Below are 16,005 nucleotides of genomic sequence, written 5' to 3' on the forward strand. Positions count from 1 at the left end.
GTACGATAGCCTGCGTTGGCAGGCCGGGAACCGGCCTCACAACGCGGATGTAGTTCAATGGTAGAACTTCAGCTTCCCAAGCTGATAACGCGGGTTCGATTCCCGTCATCCGCTCCGTTCGAAAAACGGGCCCTGAGCTGCGGACCAGGTTCGCACAGCCAGGGCCTGTTCTCGCGTTCCGGGTGCACCACCACCAGCCCCGCCCACGACGGCGCAGCCCGCTTGTTTCGTACACCCCGGTGCACGAGGGTGTGCCCCCTGAGAATTTCCCATGACGGCCCTGACCACGCCCCTGGCTGAGGTTAGGCGGCTTAGTGGGTCGCCCCACGTCTGGTCGGCCACAACATCGCGCGGGGACCGACGTCGGCATCCCCATGGCCAAGGAGCCGATCAGCAACTCGGTGGGCGCCCAGGTCGCGACGCTGGTCGCCGTCAAAGAACATGTTGGCGTCATTCCCCATCTGCTCGGCCACCTGCCAGGCCACATCCTCCCCGGGATCCGCAGCGGGTAAGCGGTGTAGTAGGTCCCGCTGCCGCCGGTGCGCTCATCGACCAACAGCGGCCGCCCCTCGCCCTAAGCAGTAGCCCACACCAGGACACGCCGGCATCGGGTCTTCAACCATGCCGTTAGCCGCTGGATGTCCGGTCGGAACGTTGCGGAAGACGCAGTACAGGTAGTCGAGGATGTCGCGATCGAGGCGGCAGGGCGCGCCCAGTCGGTGACCGCGCGCAGCAGCGCGACCCGGTCAATCGGCCAGAAGCTGCGGGGCGGTAGGAGATGCTGGGGCCGGCCGCGGAGGTCCGGCCGACCCGCTGTCTACGCCGGTTACCCATTTAGGCAACCTAGGCGCGACCTCCTCCGTGTAGCGGGAGCGCTAGACACCTGATCGGCGCTCATGCGGCAGGTAGGCCCCCATGCCTGGCTCGGACTCGGTCCGCTGCCCAGACGAGAAAAGCGAGGACGGAGACGAGCGCCCCCACTGCACAAACGCCACCCCATCCGTAGGTGACACGGACGCTGGAGGTGACGGCTGAGCCGATGGCGCCGCCAAGGAAGTAGGAGGTCATGTAGGCGGAGTTGAGACGATTACGGGCCTCGGGCCGGATGGCGTACACAACGTTCTGGTTGCTGATGTGCACTGCCTGCACAGCCAGGTCCAACACGATCACGCCGATCAGCAGGGCGATGAGGCTGGTCGTGCCGGCGGCCATGGGTATCCAGGAGAGGGCGAGCAGCAGGGCACCAGCACCGGTGACCCAGTGCACGTGCCCCCTGTCGGCCAGCCGGCCGGCCGAGATGGCCATCAGAGCGCCAGCGGCCCCCACGAGACCGAAGAGGCCGATGGCGGCCTCGGTCCAGTTGTATGGAGCGGTGGCCAGAAGGAAGCCGATCGCCGTCCAGAGCACCCCGAATGCGGCAAACGAGAAGAAGCCGAGGTAGCAGCGAATGCGCAGAACAGGTTCGGTGCGCAGCAGGGTGGCGACCGAACGCAGCAGGGCTGCGTAGCTGAGGCTGGTAGGGGTGCGCAGGGACGGGAGAGCCCGCCACAGGGCCAGCGCCATGATGGCCATCAGGACCGCGTTGATCCAGTACACGGTGCGCCAGGTTCCGGCTTCGGCCAGCAGCCCCGCCGCAGTGCGCGAAAGGAGAATGCCCAGCAGCAGGCCAGACATGACGGTACCCACCGCTTTCCCCTTCGCTTCGGGCGCGGCCAGAGTGGCGGCGTAGGGCACCACGATCTGCGCGGCCACCGAGCATAGGCCGGTGAGTGCGGTGCCGACCAGCAGCATCATGCCGTTACTCGAAGCGGCGGTGAAGGCCAACAGCAGCGCAGTCAGCGCAGTGAGGATGACCGCAAGCCTGCGGCGTTCGAGGAGGTCACCGAGGGGGACGAGGAAGACCAGCCCGAGGGCGTAGCCGGCCTGGGCGGCGGTGACCACGAGGCCAGCGAGCGTGGGCCCCAAGCCCAAGTCGGTGCGGATGGCCTCGACGAGCGGCTGGGCGAAGTAGTTCCCGGCGACCGAAAGGCCGCAGGCGATGGCCATCAGGATGAGGGTGGAGCGGGCGATGCCGCCCGTGTGCTGGAGGGCGGAGGGGGCCCCTGCCCGAGCCCCTGTGCTTGCTTCTGTCACGGGAACCAGCATCCACTGCCCGCAGTATGCGCGTCCAATACACGTTTCCCATGGTTTCCATTGCGCTGGATGATAGTAACCATGGAGATGCATCAGCTGCGCTACGCCCTTGCCGTCGCCGAAGAAGGCAACTTCACTAAGGCCGCCGCCCGCTGCCTTATCGCCCAGCCCGCCTTGTCCCAACAGATCGGACGTCTGGAGAAAGACCTGGGAGCCCGTCTATTCGACCGCACCGTGCGCCCCACTCGGCTGACCGCAGCCGGGGAGGTCTTCGTGTCGCACGCCCGCATCCTTCTGGCGGACGCCGAACGGCTGCGCACTGAGGTCAATGCCGCTCTGGGGGACGTACGCGGGCCCCTAAACCTGGGCGCAATCTCGACTCTGGCCGCTATCCACTTGCCCTCGGTTCTGCGGGACTTCCGCACCCGCTACCCGCGTGTCCATATGAGTCTGCGGATGGCGATGAGCGAGGAGCTGCTGGAGAGTGTGCGAGCCGGGACGATGCACGTCGCGTTCGTGGGCACCATGCCCAGCGTGGAGCTGCATGGCGTCCAGCACCATCGGCTCGCCCAGGACGAGCTGGTGGCGGTCACTGCTCCGGGCAGCGAGCTCGACCGTGACGTCCCAAATGGGGAGCGCGCGACGTTGGCCCGGATTGCCCAGGAGCCCGGTGTTGACTTCACCCGCGGGACCGGGGCCCGCCTGCAGTCCGACACCGCCTTCCATGCCCAGGGCCTGACACGTGACGTGGTCTATGAGGTCTCCACTGCCGAGTTCCTAGGACAACTAGTCGCGGAGAACCTTGGAGTGGGCCTACTTCCCGAAGGCGTCGCCCACACCTTGCCCGGGCTGCGCGGCATCCGCCTGCACAACCCGCCGCGGCGCATGGAATCGCTGGTGTGGCCGAACTCCCCTACTCCGGCAACAAGCGCCTTCGTTGACGCTCTGGTCTGTCAGGCACCGAAGGAAGCCGACTGAGGAAAAGCCTCGGTCGCTCTGATGGCCCGATGCACACCCCTTTGTCGGCGGCGATGGTCTCGGCGACCTCCCGGGCCAGCGGCATCGCCATGCGTTCGGCCCGGGTCGACTTGCCCGTTGGAGTCGGCATCAGACCACCACCCCACGCCCGGTCAGGATCAGCGTCGAGCCTAGGCTCTCCGTGTGAGCGCGTTCGACCGAGTGTTGCCGGTTTCCACCGCAGTGCAGTTCTTCGTCTCGACGATGTTGCTGAACTACGTGAGCACGTCGGCAGCGTTCATCTGGCTCGGCGTGGTCTACGCTGTCGTGTTCGCGTTTGCCGCTCGCGAGCGGCGCAAACGCCGTCTTCATGCGGCGGTGTCCTCCTGTGCGGACGATCCCGCCGAGGAGTCGTAATTCCCCGTCATGTGGTCGATGTCGGTATCGGAGACGTAGGCGGCTCGAACCCGGGAGGGGATCTTGGAGCCCACCAGCCGGACGAGTGCGGTGCCGGGCATGTCGGGGTCGATCAGGTGGGCATCCGCGCCACGGTCACGGGCATCGGACCCCAATACCATGTCCACCTGGCTCGCTTCGTCCAGGCACAGGGCGATCTTGTCGGGGAACAGGTTGCGCAGGTTCATAACGCTTTTTCGCGGCTCTTGGAGGGCGGCCAGGACAGTGAACCCGACCGAACGCCCTTGAGATGTCAGGGTGGCCATGGCGCTCTCGGCGCGGCGGCGGAGGTCGCGGTCGGGGTGGTAGGCGGTCAGGAACGCCACCTCATCGAGCACCACCACGTCGAACGGGTCATCCACTGAAGGCGTGTGAGCGCGGACCCGCCCGGCGTAGCGTTCGGCGCGCTGTTGCCTGTCGGCAACCGCGTCTTCGAGCAGGGCCACGGCGGATTCGCCGTCATCGGCGTAGCGGGGAAACAGGGAGCGTCCGTAAAGCAGCTATATGCGCTTGCGGTCACACCGCCCACACCCGCACCAGTCCGGATCGGATGGCAGGCAGCATGGCGCGGACAGCGGACCAGATCACCGAGCCTTTGCCGGACCCGGTGACCCCGGCGACCAGGACATGGGTGCCGTGCACCCGCATCCGCTACTCCCGCCTGTCTTTACAGAGCCCCGAAGAAGGCAAACCGGTGCTGGAGTGTGGCGCGATTCCGTTTAACCTCGATGGCGTCCTGGTCGAATCGGGGCCCGTAATCGAGCGCATGTGGACAACATGGGCGGCTCGGCAGAGTCTTACCGTTCAGGAAGTGCTGGTTCTCACGCCAGGGCGTCGGGCGACCAACGTCGTGCGGCTGGCCGCCCCGGGGGCCGACGCCGAGGCAGAGGCAGAGAAACTGGAGACGACCAGCTCGCCGGCCTCCACCTGCTCAGCGAGATTCTTGGTACGCGTGCGCTCACCACTAGCTTGGCTCCGACATGTGGGCGGTTGTCACGTCCGGCAGCCGCTTTGTGTCGGCAACACGACTGGACGCGGTGGGGATCCCCACACCGCCCGCCCTGGTCACGGCCGATGATGTGGCTCTAGGCAAGCCGAACCCCGAGGGCTACCTCTCTGCCGCACAGGCCCTGAAAGCACCGCCAACAAAGTGCGTCGTGGCGGACGCAGTCAGCGGCGCACAGGCGGCATTGGCCACAGGGATGCGCGCCATCGGTGTCGAGGGTGGCGGGCCCAGGAGCGATGACGGCGTGGAGTTCCTCGTTCGAGACCTGCACCGACTCCGGATCGACCAGGCTCCCGATCTCAGGCGCCTGCTCGTCGGACCATAAGCAAGCGCCCTGGCCAACTTATGGGATCACCTCTGGCCAGGGCGCCCTCACGGTTCACCGACGCATTTCCATCAGCCGTTGAGCAATGCCGCGATCCGGCCACTCACCTCGTCATTGGACTCCTCGGCAACGGCGTCACTCAGCGCCTGCAGGTAACTCTGCCGGGCCTCCTCCACCTTCGCCCGGCCTCTTTCGGTGATCTGGGTGTAGACCCCACGTCGGTCACTCGCGCAGTGGTAGCGCGTGGTCAGCCCGCTGCGCTCCAGTCGGTCGACCATCCGGCTGAGCGAACTCTGGTTGATCGGTATGGCTTCCGCCAGGACCTGCTGGCGAAGATGCCCGTCGTCGTCGGAGTAGTGCAACGCCGCCAGTGCCGCGTACTCCGAGCAGGTCAGGTCGTGCGGTTCGAGTGCCGCCTCCAGACGCTCACGCACGCGTGCCTCGAATAGGCGCAGCTTCTTCCACCGGTCCTCCAAGACGGTGGGCAACTCGATGCGCGGGGCGCGGGAACCCGAGGTAGCGGGACTCATGGCGCTACTCCTTGCTTATGCGGACTTTGTATCAGCGTATCCCTTCCGGACGCCTAGCACCCAGGAAATAGTTTGATATACATATATCTCGAACGAAATGATTGCTTAGGCGCAGAGTTTCGTCCCAGTACTTCCGTCAGCCACCCCACCCCGGTCCAACAGGACCTCCCCGGGAAATGAAGGAGGAGACCGTCATGCCCCTTGCGGTATTCGCACTGATGATCGCCAGTTTCGGCATCGGAACGACCGAGTTCGTCATCATGGGGCTGTTACCTGAAGTGGCCGCCGACATGTCGGTCACCTTGACCACGGCTGGGCTACTCATCTCCGGCTACGCCCTGGGCGTGGTCTTTGGCGGCCCGCTGTTCACGGCGGCTGCCACGCGCATGCCCCGCAAAAACATGCTGTTGATCCTCATGGGGCTGTTCATCATCGGGAACATGCTCGCCGCGGTGGCCCCCGCCTACTGGATCCTCATGACGGGTCGCATCTTCGCAGCCATCTGCCACGGAGCGTTCTTAGGCATAGGCTCCGTCGTCGCCGCGGCCATGGTCGACCAGGACAAGCGCTCTCGCGCCATCTCACTCGTCTTCACCGGACTAACGGTCGCCAACGTCTTCGGCGCTCCCCTGGGCACCTGGATCGGCCAGTACTTCGACTGGCGCGCCACCTTCTGGATGATCACAGTCATCGGTGTGGTCAGTCTGGTCGGCCTGGTAGCGCTGGTACCCGCACGGCCCAATGAGGTCCCGGCGCGGTTGCGCACCGAGCTGGCGGTATTCACCCGCGGACAGGTGTGGCTCGCCCTGGCCACTGCCGGGCTGAGCATCGGCGCGCTGTTCGCGGCATTCAGCTACGTCTCGCCGCTGATGACCGAGGTCGCCGGATTCGACGCGGGGATGCTCACCCCCCTCTTGATGCTCTTCGGCGTCGGTCTGGTCATCGGGAACCTGCTGGGTGGGCGCTACGCCGACCGTGCCCAGGTCCCCACGTTGCTCACTGCCCAGGCGCTCTTGGCCGCGGTTCTGGTCGCGTTCACCCTGACCGCGCACATCCAGGTGGCGGCCGGGGCCACGCTCGCCCTCCTCGGCGGCGCGGGCTTCGCGAGCGTCCCCGGGTTCATGACCCGGGTGATCGACAAAGCCGCGGGGGCGCCCACCCTTGCCTCCGCCATGGCTTCCTCGGCTGCCAACGCCGGGATCGCCATCGGGTCCTACCTCGCCGGGCTGACCATCAATGCCGGGATGGGCTTTACCGCCCCATTGTGGGTGGGCGCGCTCATGGCCGTCGCTGCCTTCCTGGTCACCCTGGCCTCCGGCGCACTCGACCGTTCCCGAGGCGCACGTCGGGACGCCCCTGCGCCCTCCACCGCGCTCGCGCCAGAGGAGTCGCGATGAACGGAGCCCCAAGCCCGGAGGGCGAGGCAGTGTACGACGCCGTGCACCCTGTCGCTTCCCGGTGAGCGGAGGATGACCATATTGCCCTCAAGCTCCCCCTCGACAATGGCTGGCCACCGGCGGGCGAACGCGCGCCGGGCCTCAGGCAGGCTCGGTGGCCAACCGGATCTGTCCCGGCACGCCGAAACGGGCCACACTGGCCGACACATGGGATTCGCGACGATGTGGCTGCGGGATGTCCCCGTGTACGACCACGGTGCCGGCGACGCGGGCCAGGTGTTCGATCCGTTCCCGTAGGCCTCGGCCCGGATGCCGGTGGAACGATCCGGCCGACGTGAGGTTTCACATTCCCACGTATTTGTGGTTTCGGGAGAAGAGCGGATGCTCGTCTTGCTGTCGCGGACCAACGGTTATGTTCTGATTGGTTCGATTCCCGCGGTCCACTGAACTCCTTAGACGGGCCCCGCCCGTGCGGATGATCTCCGCACGGGCGGGGCCCGTCGTCACGTTCCTGGTCCAATAGCGAGGGCACCACCGCCTTCAGTCGAGGACACTGCTACCACGTTGGCGAGCCCCTTCGACCGGCCCCGGGGGACCTGGCACAAGCTCACGGGTCCGTTCCTCTATTTGGTCGTGCGCGGCGCGGAAGAGCGTCCCGAGTTGCCAGGTACCCATCGAAACGATGGTGGCTCACGAAACCGCAAGGCCTACTGGACCGCAACCAGGCGGAGCGACTGATGGGCCCCAAGCAGGAGTGGGTCGCGGCCACAAGCCATGGCAAGCGCGCCAAGGTTGTCGGTGCCCCTCGCTAGATCGATCGCGGATCGGAGGGAGATTGTTCCGATCCGTTGGCTGCGTCCTGTCTCCTGTGCTCGCTTTGAAGGGCGGATTCATGCCCAACCGCACAATCGATCCCCGGACCTACTTGGAGCTCTCGCAGGAGGGCGAGGGTGCGCAAAAGTTCTACGAGGTCGTGGAGCGACCACGAGGACAAGTTCCAGTGGGCGCGGAACGGCTCAGGGCGCTCGGGGTGGATAGTCCGGTGTGATGAGGACGGCGTCTACCACGGCCATTCCGGTGGTGTGGCGATGTACGAGGCCCGCACCGGCGAGGATCGCTGGCGCACGCGAACCAGCGGCGCGGTGCTGTTCGGTTGGCAGGAGGGGAACGAGGTCTTCGCCGGAAGCGCACGCAACACGGTCGACCGCATCGGCAAGGACGGCAGGCTGCGCTCGGCGTACCGATGCGACGCCTCAGCGTTCTCCTGCGCTGCGTCACCGGACGGACGCTACGTCGTCGCGGGCGACAGCTACTCTTCGGTCTACTGCTTCGCCCGGGACGGACACCGACCGTGGAAGCTCGCAACGGGTCGCGGGTCGGCATACTCGATGCAGTTGCACGACGACCACCTCTATATCGTCACCACCGACGGCTCCCTGGCCTGCATCGACGCCAGCGATTCGGCGATCGCGGCGGCGGAGCAGGGGTCCGTTCCCAAGGCGAGAGACGTCAAGGCGGCCGCCGTTGACGCCGTCACCCCATCGGCCGAACTGGAGACCGTGACCGCGTCGGAGATCGCGGACAGCGGCGGCGTCATTGTTGAATGCGTCGAGGACTGCGGCCACCTGTGCGTCCGCGTCGCCTCCCCAAGCTTCGACCCGACCTGGCACGTCCAGTTTCCCAAGGACATCCGCAGCCCAGGCGCCCGCTACCTCGTCGCCGAGGTCGTCGAGTCCAGCCGCGGCGGGTTCTACCGCATCCGCGGCGACATCCGGCGCCTGGCCTGACCGGCGACCGGCAGCCCCGGTATCAGCGCGTTCGCTTCGACAGGTAGTACCGCCGGGAGGACCTGCTCAGGGTCATTCCGGCGACAAGAGTGAAGATCACGACGCTGAAGATCGACGGTGGACTCCACTCCCTCATGGTCCAGGAGAAGAAGAGAAAGGCGGCACAAGCGAGGTAGACGCCGGCGATCGACCACATGACGACCGGTGAGCGCCTCGTGGCCAATACCCCGAGTGCGATGAAAACCGCCAGGGTCGTAGCCGCGGAGACCGTGTCGATCACCATGCTGGCCGAGGGGCCTGCGACACCGCCGGTCGCGTGTTGTTCCGTGAGCGCGGCCAGCAGTTCGAGGAGCATCTTGACGACCTGCCGCGCCAGGAACGCCGCCAGGATGAAGATGATCACCTGTACCGCGGTGACCGTGCCCGGTTTGGGAACGCCCTGGGCAGCGTAGACGCGGCCACCATGGGGATGCGTTCCGTAGGGCATGGGGTGGCCTGGCTGGGCGGGCCCTTCGGCCGGAAGCCCCTGGGGAACCGGGTAATACGGATGGCCGGTGTAAGAGGGCGGACGATACCGGGGATTTGGGTGGCCCGGGTGAGGGTACTGGGCAGGGTCGTGCTGCTCGGGGTGCACAGACATTCTCGTTTCTGCGGTTTCGTTCTGACCGGCTCAAAGTATCGGGCACGTTGCTTTAGGTGCTTATTTGGTCGCACTTGGGAACTTCAGGCTCCCTAACCGACAGAGAGGGACGGATGTATGAGCCTGGTGGGGACAGGGCGCGCACGATCGCGGTGGACGGTGGAGGGTCCCGGTGGCGTGTACGTCGGAGGCCGATCTATGGCGAGGCGATGACATCCAAGGACGTAGGCGCGAGCCAGCCACCCCTCCTCGGGCTGTAGGCCAAGTGCCGACGCGGGAGTGATTCCCTACCGGTACCGGGCGTCTGAGCATGGCCATGCACGCTTCCCGACCGGTAAAGGCCCGCGCTCCCATGCTCGACGACCCGCTTCTGCTCGCGCGACTGCAGTTCGCTCTCACCGCGGCGACGCACTACATGTTCGTCGCGTTCACGCTCGGTCTGGCGCCCTACGTGCTGTTCAGCCAGCTGAGTGCCACCCTGCGGCGGGACGAGGCGCGGATGCGGGCGGTGCGGTTCTGGGGTGGGCTGTATGTGCTGAACTACGCGATGGGCATCGTCTCCGGGCTGGTCATGGAGTTGCAGCTGGCGCTCAACTGGTCCGGGCTCGGCGAGATGTTCGGGTACGCGTTCGGTGCGCCGCTGGCCGTGGAGACCATGGCCGCGTTCTTCGTCGAATCGACGTTCCTGGGCCTGTGGATCTTCGGCTGGGACCGGATGCGCCGGTGGACGCACTGGGCGTGCTTCCTGGTCGTCACCGTGACCGCCTACGCCTCCGCGTACTGGGTGCTGGTCGCCAACGGCTTCTTGCGGTGGCCTGCGGGGTTCTCGATCGAGGATGGCGTGGCGGTGGTCGACGACCCATGGGCGCTCCTCGCCAATCCGTCCGCGGTGATGGCCTTCGGCCACGTCGCTGTGTCGACGATGCTGGTGGGCGGTGCCGTCATCGCCGCCACCAGCGTTTACCACCTGCGACGCCGCGACGACCCCGGTCGGATGTACCACCGGGGGATCCGGCACGGCGCGGCGCTGCTGGTGATCGGCCTGATCCCCACGATGATCAGCGGCGGAGTGCAGCTTTCCCTGCAGGGTCACCAACCCCCGACCAGTGGGGCTACCTATTCCCCCAGCGAGATCGCGGTGATTGAGCAGGCGTACACCGAGCAGACCACCGCCCACGCCTTTGGTGGCGTGGGCCTGATGATCATGATGCTCTCCTGGGCGCTGCTGGGCTGCGTCTGCGTCCTCACAGCGCTGGTGTGGATGGTCGGCCGACTCGACCGGTGGCGCTGGCACCTCAGGCTCCTTGCCTTCGTCCCGGTGCTGCCCTACGCGGCGAGCATCGGCGGCTGGGTCTTCCGTGAGACGGCGCACCAGCCCTGGGTCGTGCGCCACCACCTGACGACGGCGGACGCCATGACCGACATGTCCCCGCTCATGGCCGGGGCCTCGTTCACCTTCTTCACGTTGGCCTTCGCCCTGCTCGGAACGGTCACCGCCGGGCTGCTGATCCGCTTCGCCCGGCGCGGCCCCGACGCGAGCCCGCTGGCCCCACCGGATCTGTCCGCCCCTGACGGCCGCGACCGCGGCCCCGCCCCCACACTATGACCCGGCGCCCCTGAGGAACTCCGTATGGAAACCTTTCCTGTCCTCCTGCTCTCCGGCCTGGTCGTGGGCTACTTCGTGCTCGCCGGGTGTGACATCGGCCTGGGCATGTTGATGCCCCATCTCGCCCGCACACCGGCGGAGCGGCGCCGCCTCGTGGCGGCGATCGCCCCCTACTTCCTCGGCACCGAGGTGTGGCTGGTGGGCGCTTTCGGCGTCGTCTCCGGGTTGTTCCCCGCCCTGAAAGGCGTGCTTTTCGAGGGTGTTCTCTGGGTGGTCTTCGCGGCGCTACTGGCCGCGTGGCTGATCCGCGACACGGGGCTGTGGCTCCGTGCCCGCGTGGACACGTCCGCCTGGCGTTCGGCCTGCGACACGGCGATCGTCGCGGGCAGCTGGGTCCTGGCCACCATGTGGGGACTGGTGGTCGGTGGTCTGCTCGCCGGAGGTAGCCCGCTGTCGCCGTTCGGCCTGGCCTGTGCCGTGACGGTCACCCTGCTGTTCCTTCTCCGAGGTGCCGCCTTCGGCGCTGAGCGTCTGGTTCCCCACGGCGTCAATGCCACCGGCGGAGCACCGAGCGCGGACGCGGCCGCCCGCCTCACCCGCCTGCTGTCCCGGTTCGGTGTGGGCACGATGGTCGCGACGGCGGCAGTGGCGCTGGTTCCCGGCACCGGTCTGGCGGTCGACCGGCCTCTGGCCCTGGCCGCGGTCGCCGCTGTCCTTGCGGGGGCGCTCGCGGCAAGCATCGGGCTGTCCGGGCCGCATCTCTCCCGCCACACCTCCACCGTGGCGATCGGCCGTCCCGCTGCTCCTCGGGGCCGCACTCCGGTTGCCGCTCCCCAGCCCGCCGCCCGGCACGCTGCTGCTGACCGGCACGACGATCCTGCCCCTGCTGCCGCTGATGCTCGCGGGGCAGATCGCCCTCTACCGGGTGCTTCGCCGACCAGCGCGGGAGCACGGGTTCTTCGTGTCCCCTGTTCCGCGGGTGTGCGCCGACCGGTGACCGTGCCCCCTGGTCGCCGCCCGTTCAGGATCGCCGAACATGGGGACCTCGACCGGCGAGTACATCGCACCTACCCCTTCGGCGCGGCACCATAGGGGGTGTGCGCGTCATCGAAGCCTTCTGGAGCCACGGCCGACTGTGCGTGTGGGGCCTGGACTCCACGCTTCCGCTCTCCACCGTGTCCAGAAAGAGAGTCCGCCCCCACCCCTACGCCCTGAGCCATGAAGCGCTGGCAGAGGAGACGGCGGCGTTGCTGGGCGCGAATCCGCAGCGTCTCGCCGAACTCGTCGCCGACGTCCCGCCCGACGAGGGTGGCGCCGCGGGTGGCCTCGACAGAGAACACTGGCTGCCTCAGCCCCACCGCGCCGTCGTGCGCCTGCCCGGAAGCGCGCGCCACCCGTTCGCGCCCCCGGCGTTGGGCGTACTCGACGCGCCGACCGTCGCCGCCTCCCAGATCGGACTCCGCCCCTGGGAAGTGCCGACATTGGACCTGCACCCCGGCGACTCCCTGCGCGTCCTGCGCCGGTTCCGCTCCACAGTTGCCGGTGCGGGGAGCATGTCGCTGCCGCACCTGGAGGTCCTGGCACAGGCGGCCGATTCGCTGGTCGACGCGGGCAGGGTCGTCCCCCGGCTGGTGACGGAGGATCCGGCGGACCTGTGGCCGGGCGCCGCGCCGTCCTCCAGTGCCTGGTGGTACCCGGTGCTCGATCCGCAGGCCTTCGCCTGGCTCCGGTCCCTCGCGGCCGCTGCGCCTCCGGTCCTTCGCGCCCACCACGGCGCCGAGCCGACCGACCCCTGGGAGATCGGCTCGCAGGTGGTTGCCGACGCGTTGGACGCGCTGTGCGCCTTCACCGACCGGACCGTGCGCGAACGGCTGGACGGCCGAGAATTCGCGCTTCCGTCCGGTCCGCGGGTGAACCAGGTGTGGTTCGAGGCGCTGCTGGTCGGCGACGGTGACATGCTCGGCTACGCGCCGCCGCGCGACTACGCACGGCTCACCGAGGCCCTGACCGACTGGTTCGCCGAGACACACCGGCAGGCCGGGGCGGTTCGCCTCGTCCTTCGCCTGGTCGAACCGGATCCGGTCCCGCTGGCCGGTGCTGGGGCCACCCTGGAGGAGGCGCTGGAGGGAAGGCTGGAGGAAACGGATCCGGAGACCAGCGGCGAGGACGACGGGGGCGGCGAGGCTGCCGACGTCGCCGTTGCCGATGAGGGCGCGCTGTGGCACCTGGAGCTGTGGGCGCAGTCGGCCGAGGAGCCCTCGCTCATGCTGCCGCTGGACGAGGCGCTGGCGGATTCCGGCGCCGACTGGCTGCCCCGCAATCTCGGTCCCGCCGTGGACGCCGCACTGCGGCGTGCCGTCACGCTCTACCCCCGCCTCGGCGAGGAGGCGGGCGGGACACCGCGGGAGTGCGGCGTGCCTCCGGGCCGCGTGGAGCTCGACACGGAGGAGGCCTGCGCTTTCCTCACACACCACGCCGCCGAGCTCGCCGAGGCGGGGTTCGGGCTGATGCTGCCGCCGTGGGCGGGCCGCCACGACGCGACCGCCACACTGAACCTGCGCCAGGCCACCGAGACGGCCCCTACGACGGCCGAGGGCATCGGCGACCGGCTCGTCGAGTTCGATTATCGACTGGCACTCGGCGGCGTCGAACTCACCCACGACCAGCTGGAAGCGCTGGCTCGGCTCAAGGCGCCGCTGATCCGCATGCGCGGTGAATGGGCGCACCTGGACCCGGCCCGTCTGAAGGCGGCCGCCGACGCCGTGGCGCGACGCGGGTCCGGCACCGTCTCCGAAGCCGAAGCCCTGCGCCTGGCACTGCAACCCGATCTGGCGGGGGTCGAGGTCGAGGGCGTCAGGGCGGACGGCGACCTCGGGGCGCTGCTGGAAGGTCGCGCCGATCAGGAGTTCTCCCCGATGGAGGACCCGCCCGGGCTGCACGCGCACCTGCGCCCCTACCAGCGCCGCGGCGCCGCCTGGCTGCGGTACCTGGACCGGCTCGGGCTGGGTGCGCTCCTCGCCGATGACATGGGGCTCGGCAAGACCGTGCAGCTGCTGGCGGTGCTGGCCGATGAGCGGACCAACGGGCACCGCCCAGCGCCGACCCTGGTGGTCTGCCCCACGTCCGTCGTCGGCAACTGGCACAAGGAGGCGGCCCGCTTCGCCCCCGGTCTCACCGTGCACGTCCAGCACGGGCCCGACCGGCCGCGCGGCGTCGACCTCAAGGCGGCCTGCGCGGCCGCCGATGCGGTCGTGACGACCTACGGCACCCTCCGCCGCGACGCCGAGGAGCTCGCGGCGCTGGACTGGCAGCGCGTGGTCTGCGACGAGGCGCAGAACATCAAGAACTCCCGGACCGCCACCTGGTCGGCGGTGCGGTCGATTCCGGCGGCCTCCCGTGTCGCGCTCACCGGTACGCCAGTGGAGAACCGGTTGGGTGAGCTCTGGTCGATCATGGAGTTCGCCAACCCGGGCCTGCTCGGGTCGCGCGAGGGGTTCGAGAAGCGCACGGCCTCGGCCATTGAGCGCGACCCGTCGGGAGAGCGGGGCGCCGCGGCGGCGGCGCGGCTGCGGCGTGCCACGGCCCCGTTCGTCCTGCGCCGGACCAAGACGGACAGGTCCATCATCGCCGACCTGCCCGACAAGCAGGAGATGACGACGTGGTGCACGCTCACCGCGGAGCAGGCATCGCTGTACAAGGCGGCCGTGGACGAGATGTTGAAGGCGGTGTCCGACGCGACCGGAATTCAGCGCAAGGGCTTGGTCCTGGCCACCATGACCCGCCTGAAGCAGATCTGCAACCACCCTGCCCACGTGCTCGGCGACGGATCCCGGTTGCGGGGGCGCTCGGGAAAGCTCATCCGCTTGGAGGAGCTGCTGGCGGAGATGGCGGACGAGGGCGACAAGGCGCTGTGCTTCACCCAGTACACCGAGTTCGGCGACCGGCTCGCCCCGTATCTGGAGGGACGGCTCAAGACGCCGGTGCTGTGGCTGAGCGGAAAGACCCCGCGTAAACAGCGGGAGGCGATGGTGGACCGCTTCCAGAACCTCGACGGCCCGGCGGTGTTCCTGCTGTCGCTCACGTCCGCCGGAACCGGATTGAACCTGACCGCGGCCAACCAGGTGGTGCACATCGACCGGTGGTGGAACCCGGCCGTGGAGGAGCAGGCGACCGACCGCGCGTATCGCATCGGGCAGACGCGCACGGTTCAGGTGCGCAAGATGATCTGCATGGGCACCCTGGAGGAGCGCGTCGACGCGATGATCGAACGGAAGAAGGCCCTCGCCAGGACGGTCATAGGCGGGCGGGACGAGGACTGGCTCAGCGAACTGAGCGTGGACGACCTGCGCGAGGTCGTGCGTCTGGCTCCCGAGGCGGTGTCGGGGTGAAGGCGCGCGGGCCGATCGCGGAGAGCTGGTGGGGCCGCGCGTTCGTCGAGGGCTTCGAAGGCTGGGGCGACCCCGCCCGGTTGGCGCGCGGGCGCACCTACGCCCGCCAGGGGGCGGTTGAAGCCATCGATCTCGAACCCGGGCTGGCCCGCGCCCGCGTCGTCGGCAGCCGGGCGCGGCCCTACCGCGTCACCATCCACAGCGAACCTCTCGGTGCCGAGGTGTGGGAGCGCCTTGCCGAGGAGCTCGCCGCCTCGCCCGGAGCCGCCGAGGCCGTTCACATGCTGGAAGAGGGAACCCTCCCCGAGGAGGTGGAGGAGGCGCTCGCGGCCCGGGGCGTCGAGCTGTTCACGTCGCTGCCGCGCATGACCCCCTCGTGTTCCTGCCCCGACTGGGGGTACCCCTGCAAGCACGCCGCCGCGGTCCTTTACGCGCTCGCCGACTACTTCGACGCGAACCCCATGGCGCTCCTGACGTGGCGGGGGTGCGAGTGGGACGAGTTCGCGGAGGTGCTGGAGTCCTCCGGGGGCGGAGCTGAGAGGCCCAGAGGCGAACTGGAGATGGAGGCCGCACCTCTCGCCGACCGGGTCGCCGACTTCTGGGCGGCGACCGAGCCGATCCCGATGCCCGGTCCGCCACGCCCGTTCCGGCCACTGGAGCATTGGGACGGCGGAATCCCGGCCTTGGCGGCTGCCCTGGCCCCCGTCTACGACGCATTGGCCGACCGGGGCAACAACGACAGCCACGAGGGGTGACGTTTCAGGAGGAGGGCTCGGTGCT

12 protein-coding genes, 1 tRNA gene and 2 pseudogenes are annotated in these 16,005 nt (G+C 68.4%); 11 read left to right on the plus strand and 4 right to left on the minus strand.

The window, feature by feature from the left end:
- Positions 1-43: 43 nt before the first annotated feature.
- Both ABD259_RS00385 and ABD259_RS00390 read left to right on the plus strand, forming a co-directional pair.
- Positions 44-114: transfer RNA gene (locus ABD259_RS00385), tRNA-Gly, on the plus strand.
- Between the two features lie 200 nt (positions 115-314).
- Entirely contained in the window at positions 315-512 is a 198-nt protein-coding gene (locus ABD259_RS00390; RefSeq protein WP_344159285.1) for a hypothetical protein, read from the plus strand.
- Positions 513-894: 382 nt separating this feature from the next.
- Here the strand turns inward: ABD259_RS00390 and ABD259_RS00395 are convergent, their stop codons facing one another.
- Positions 895-2,133 carry an MFS transporter gene (locus tag ABD259_RS00395; RefSeq protein ID WP_344159288.1) on the minus strand — a complete coding sequence of 413 codons (1,239 nt, stop codon included), beginning with the start codon at positions 2,131-2,133 and terminating at the stop codon, positions 895-897.
- A gap of 81 nt (positions 2,134-2,214) precedes the next feature.
- On the opposite strand from ABD259_RS00395, the gene ABD259_RS00400 reads away from it, so the two are divergent.
- Together ABD259_RS00400 and ABD259_RS00405 are read left to right on the plus strand one after the other, a co-directional pair.
- Entirely contained in the window at positions 2,215-3,111 is an 897-nt protein-coding gene (locus ABD259_RS00400) for a LysR family transcriptional regulator (RefSeq protein WP_344159291.1), read from the plus strand.
- Between the two features lie 183 nt (positions 3,112-3,294).
- Positions 3,295-3,507: a hypothetical protein gene (locus tag ABD259_RS00405; RefSeq protein ID WP_344159294.1), complete on the plus strand. Its 213-nt coding sequence runs from the start codon at positions 3,295-3,297 to the stop codon at positions 3,505-3,507.
- On the opposite strand, the pseudogene ABD259_RS00410 reads toward ABD259_RS00405, so the two are convergent.
- Positions 3,459-4,197, minus strand: a pseudogene (locus ABD259_RS00410) (cell division protein FtsK); the annotation flags it as partial. The gene ABD259_RS00405 and the pseudogene ABD259_RS00410 overlap by 49 nt on opposite strands.
- A gap of 329 nt (positions 4,198-4,526) precedes the next feature.
- On the opposite strand from ABD259_RS00410, the gene ABD259_RS00415 reads away from it, so the two are divergent.
- Positions 4,527-4,877 carry an HAD-IA family hydrolase gene (locus tag ABD259_RS00415; RefSeq protein WP_344159297.1) on the plus strand — a complete coding sequence of 117 codons (351 nt, stop codon included), beginning with the start codon at positions 4,527-4,529 and terminating at the stop codon, positions 4,875-4,877.
- Positions 4,878-4,948: 71 nt separating this feature from the next.
- On the opposite strand, the gene ABD259_RS00420 is transcribed toward ABD259_RS00415, so the two are convergent.
- Complete coding sequence (locus ABD259_RS00420; protein WP_344159300.1) at positions 4,949-5,407, minus strand: MarR family winged helix-turn-helix transcriptional regulator; 459 nt, start codon at positions 5,405-5,407, stop codon at positions 4,949-4,951.
- A 194-nt stretch (positions 5,408-5,601) separates the two neighbouring features.
- Between ABD259_RS00420 and ABD259_RS00425 the strand changes: the two genes are divergently transcribed.
- Both ABD259_RS00425 and ABD259_RS00430 read left to right on the plus strand, forming a co-directional pair.
- Positions 5,602-6,804, plus strand: coding sequence for an MFS transporter (locus ABD259_RS00425; RefSeq protein WP_344159303.1), 1,203 nt, complete (start codon positions 5,602-5,604; stop codon positions 6,802-6,804).
- A gap of 950 nt (positions 6,805-7,754) precedes the next feature.
- Entirely contained in the window at positions 7,755-8,591 is an 837-nt protein-coding gene (locus ABD259_RS00430; RefSeq protein ID WP_344159306.1) for a PQQ-binding-like beta-propeller repeat protein, read from the plus strand.
- A gap of 22 nt (positions 8,592-8,613) precedes the next feature.
- Here ABD259_RS00430 and ABD259_RS00435 read toward each other — a convergent pair whose 3' ends face one another.
- Positions 8,614-9,078, minus strand: a complete 465-nt coding sequence (locus tag ABD259_RS00435) for a hypothetical protein (RefSeq protein WP_344106742.1) — start codon at positions 9,076-9,078, stop codon at positions 8,614-8,616.
- Between the two features lie 505 nt (positions 9,079-9,583).
- Here ABD259_RS00435 and ABD259_RS00440 point away from each other — a divergent pair.
- From ABD259_RS00440 to ABD259_RS00455, 4 genes and pseudogenes are all read left to right on the plus strand, one after another.
- A complete protein-coding gene (locus tag ABD259_RS00440; RefSeq protein ID WP_344106835.1) occupies positions 9,584-10,837 on the plus strand; it encodes a cytochrome ubiquinol oxidase subunit I in 1,254 nt (417 codons plus the stop codon).
- 24 nt (positions 10,838-10,861) lie between these two features.
- Positions 10,862-11,834: pseudogene (locus ABD259_RS00445) on the plus strand (cytochrome d ubiquinol oxidase subunit II).
- A 100-nt stretch (positions 11,835-11,934) separates the two neighbouring features.
- Positions 11,935-15,225: an SNF2-related protein gene (locus tag ABD259_RS00450; RefSeq protein WP_344106743.1), complete on the plus strand. Its 3,291-nt coding sequence runs from the start codon at positions 11,935-11,937 to the stop codon at positions 15,223-15,225.
- On the plus strand, positions 15,222-15,980 hold the full coding sequence (locus ABD259_RS00455) for an SWIM zinc finger family protein (protein WP_344106745.1): 759 nt from the start codon (positions 15,222-15,224) through the stop codon (positions 15,978-15,980). The genes ABD259_RS00450 and ABD259_RS00455 overlap by 4 nt, the downstream gene beginning before the upstream one ends.
- The last annotated feature ends 25 nt before the right edge of the window (positions 15,981-16,005 follow it).

It is taken from the genome of Nocardiopsis rhodophaea, assembly GCF_039530945.1.
Lineage (GTDB): Bacteria > Actinomycetota > Actinomycetes > Streptosporangiales > Streptosporangiaceae > Nocardiopsis_C > Nocardiopsis_C rhodophaea.

Bases quoted from the DNA above. Each gene is read 5' to 3' on its own strand.
- ABD259_RS00400 (WP_344159291.1), top strand. From the start codon at position 2,215: ATGGAGATGCATCAGCTGCGCTACGCCCTTGCCGTCGCCGAAGAAGGC.
- ABD259_RS00415 (WP_344159297.1), top strand. From the start codon at position 4,527: ATGTGGGCGGTTGTCACGTCCGGCAGCCGCTTTGTGTCGGCAACACGA.
- ABD259_RS00420 (WP_344159300.1), bottom strand. From the start codon at position 5,407: ATGAGTCCCGCTACCTCGGGTTCCCGCGCCCCGCGCATCGAGTTGCCC.
- ABD259_RS00425 (WP_344159303.1), top strand. From the start codon at position 5,602: ATGCCCCTTGCGGTATTCGCACTGATGATCGCCAGTTTCGGCATCGGA.
- ABD259_RS00435 (WP_344106742.1), bottom strand. From the start codon at position 9,078: ATGCCCTACGGAACGCATCCCCATGGTGGCCGCGTCTACGCTGCCCAG.
- ABD259_RS00440 (WP_344106835.1), top strand. From the start codon at position 9,584: ATGCTCGACGACCCGCTTCTGCTCGCGCGACTGCAGTTCGCTCTCACC.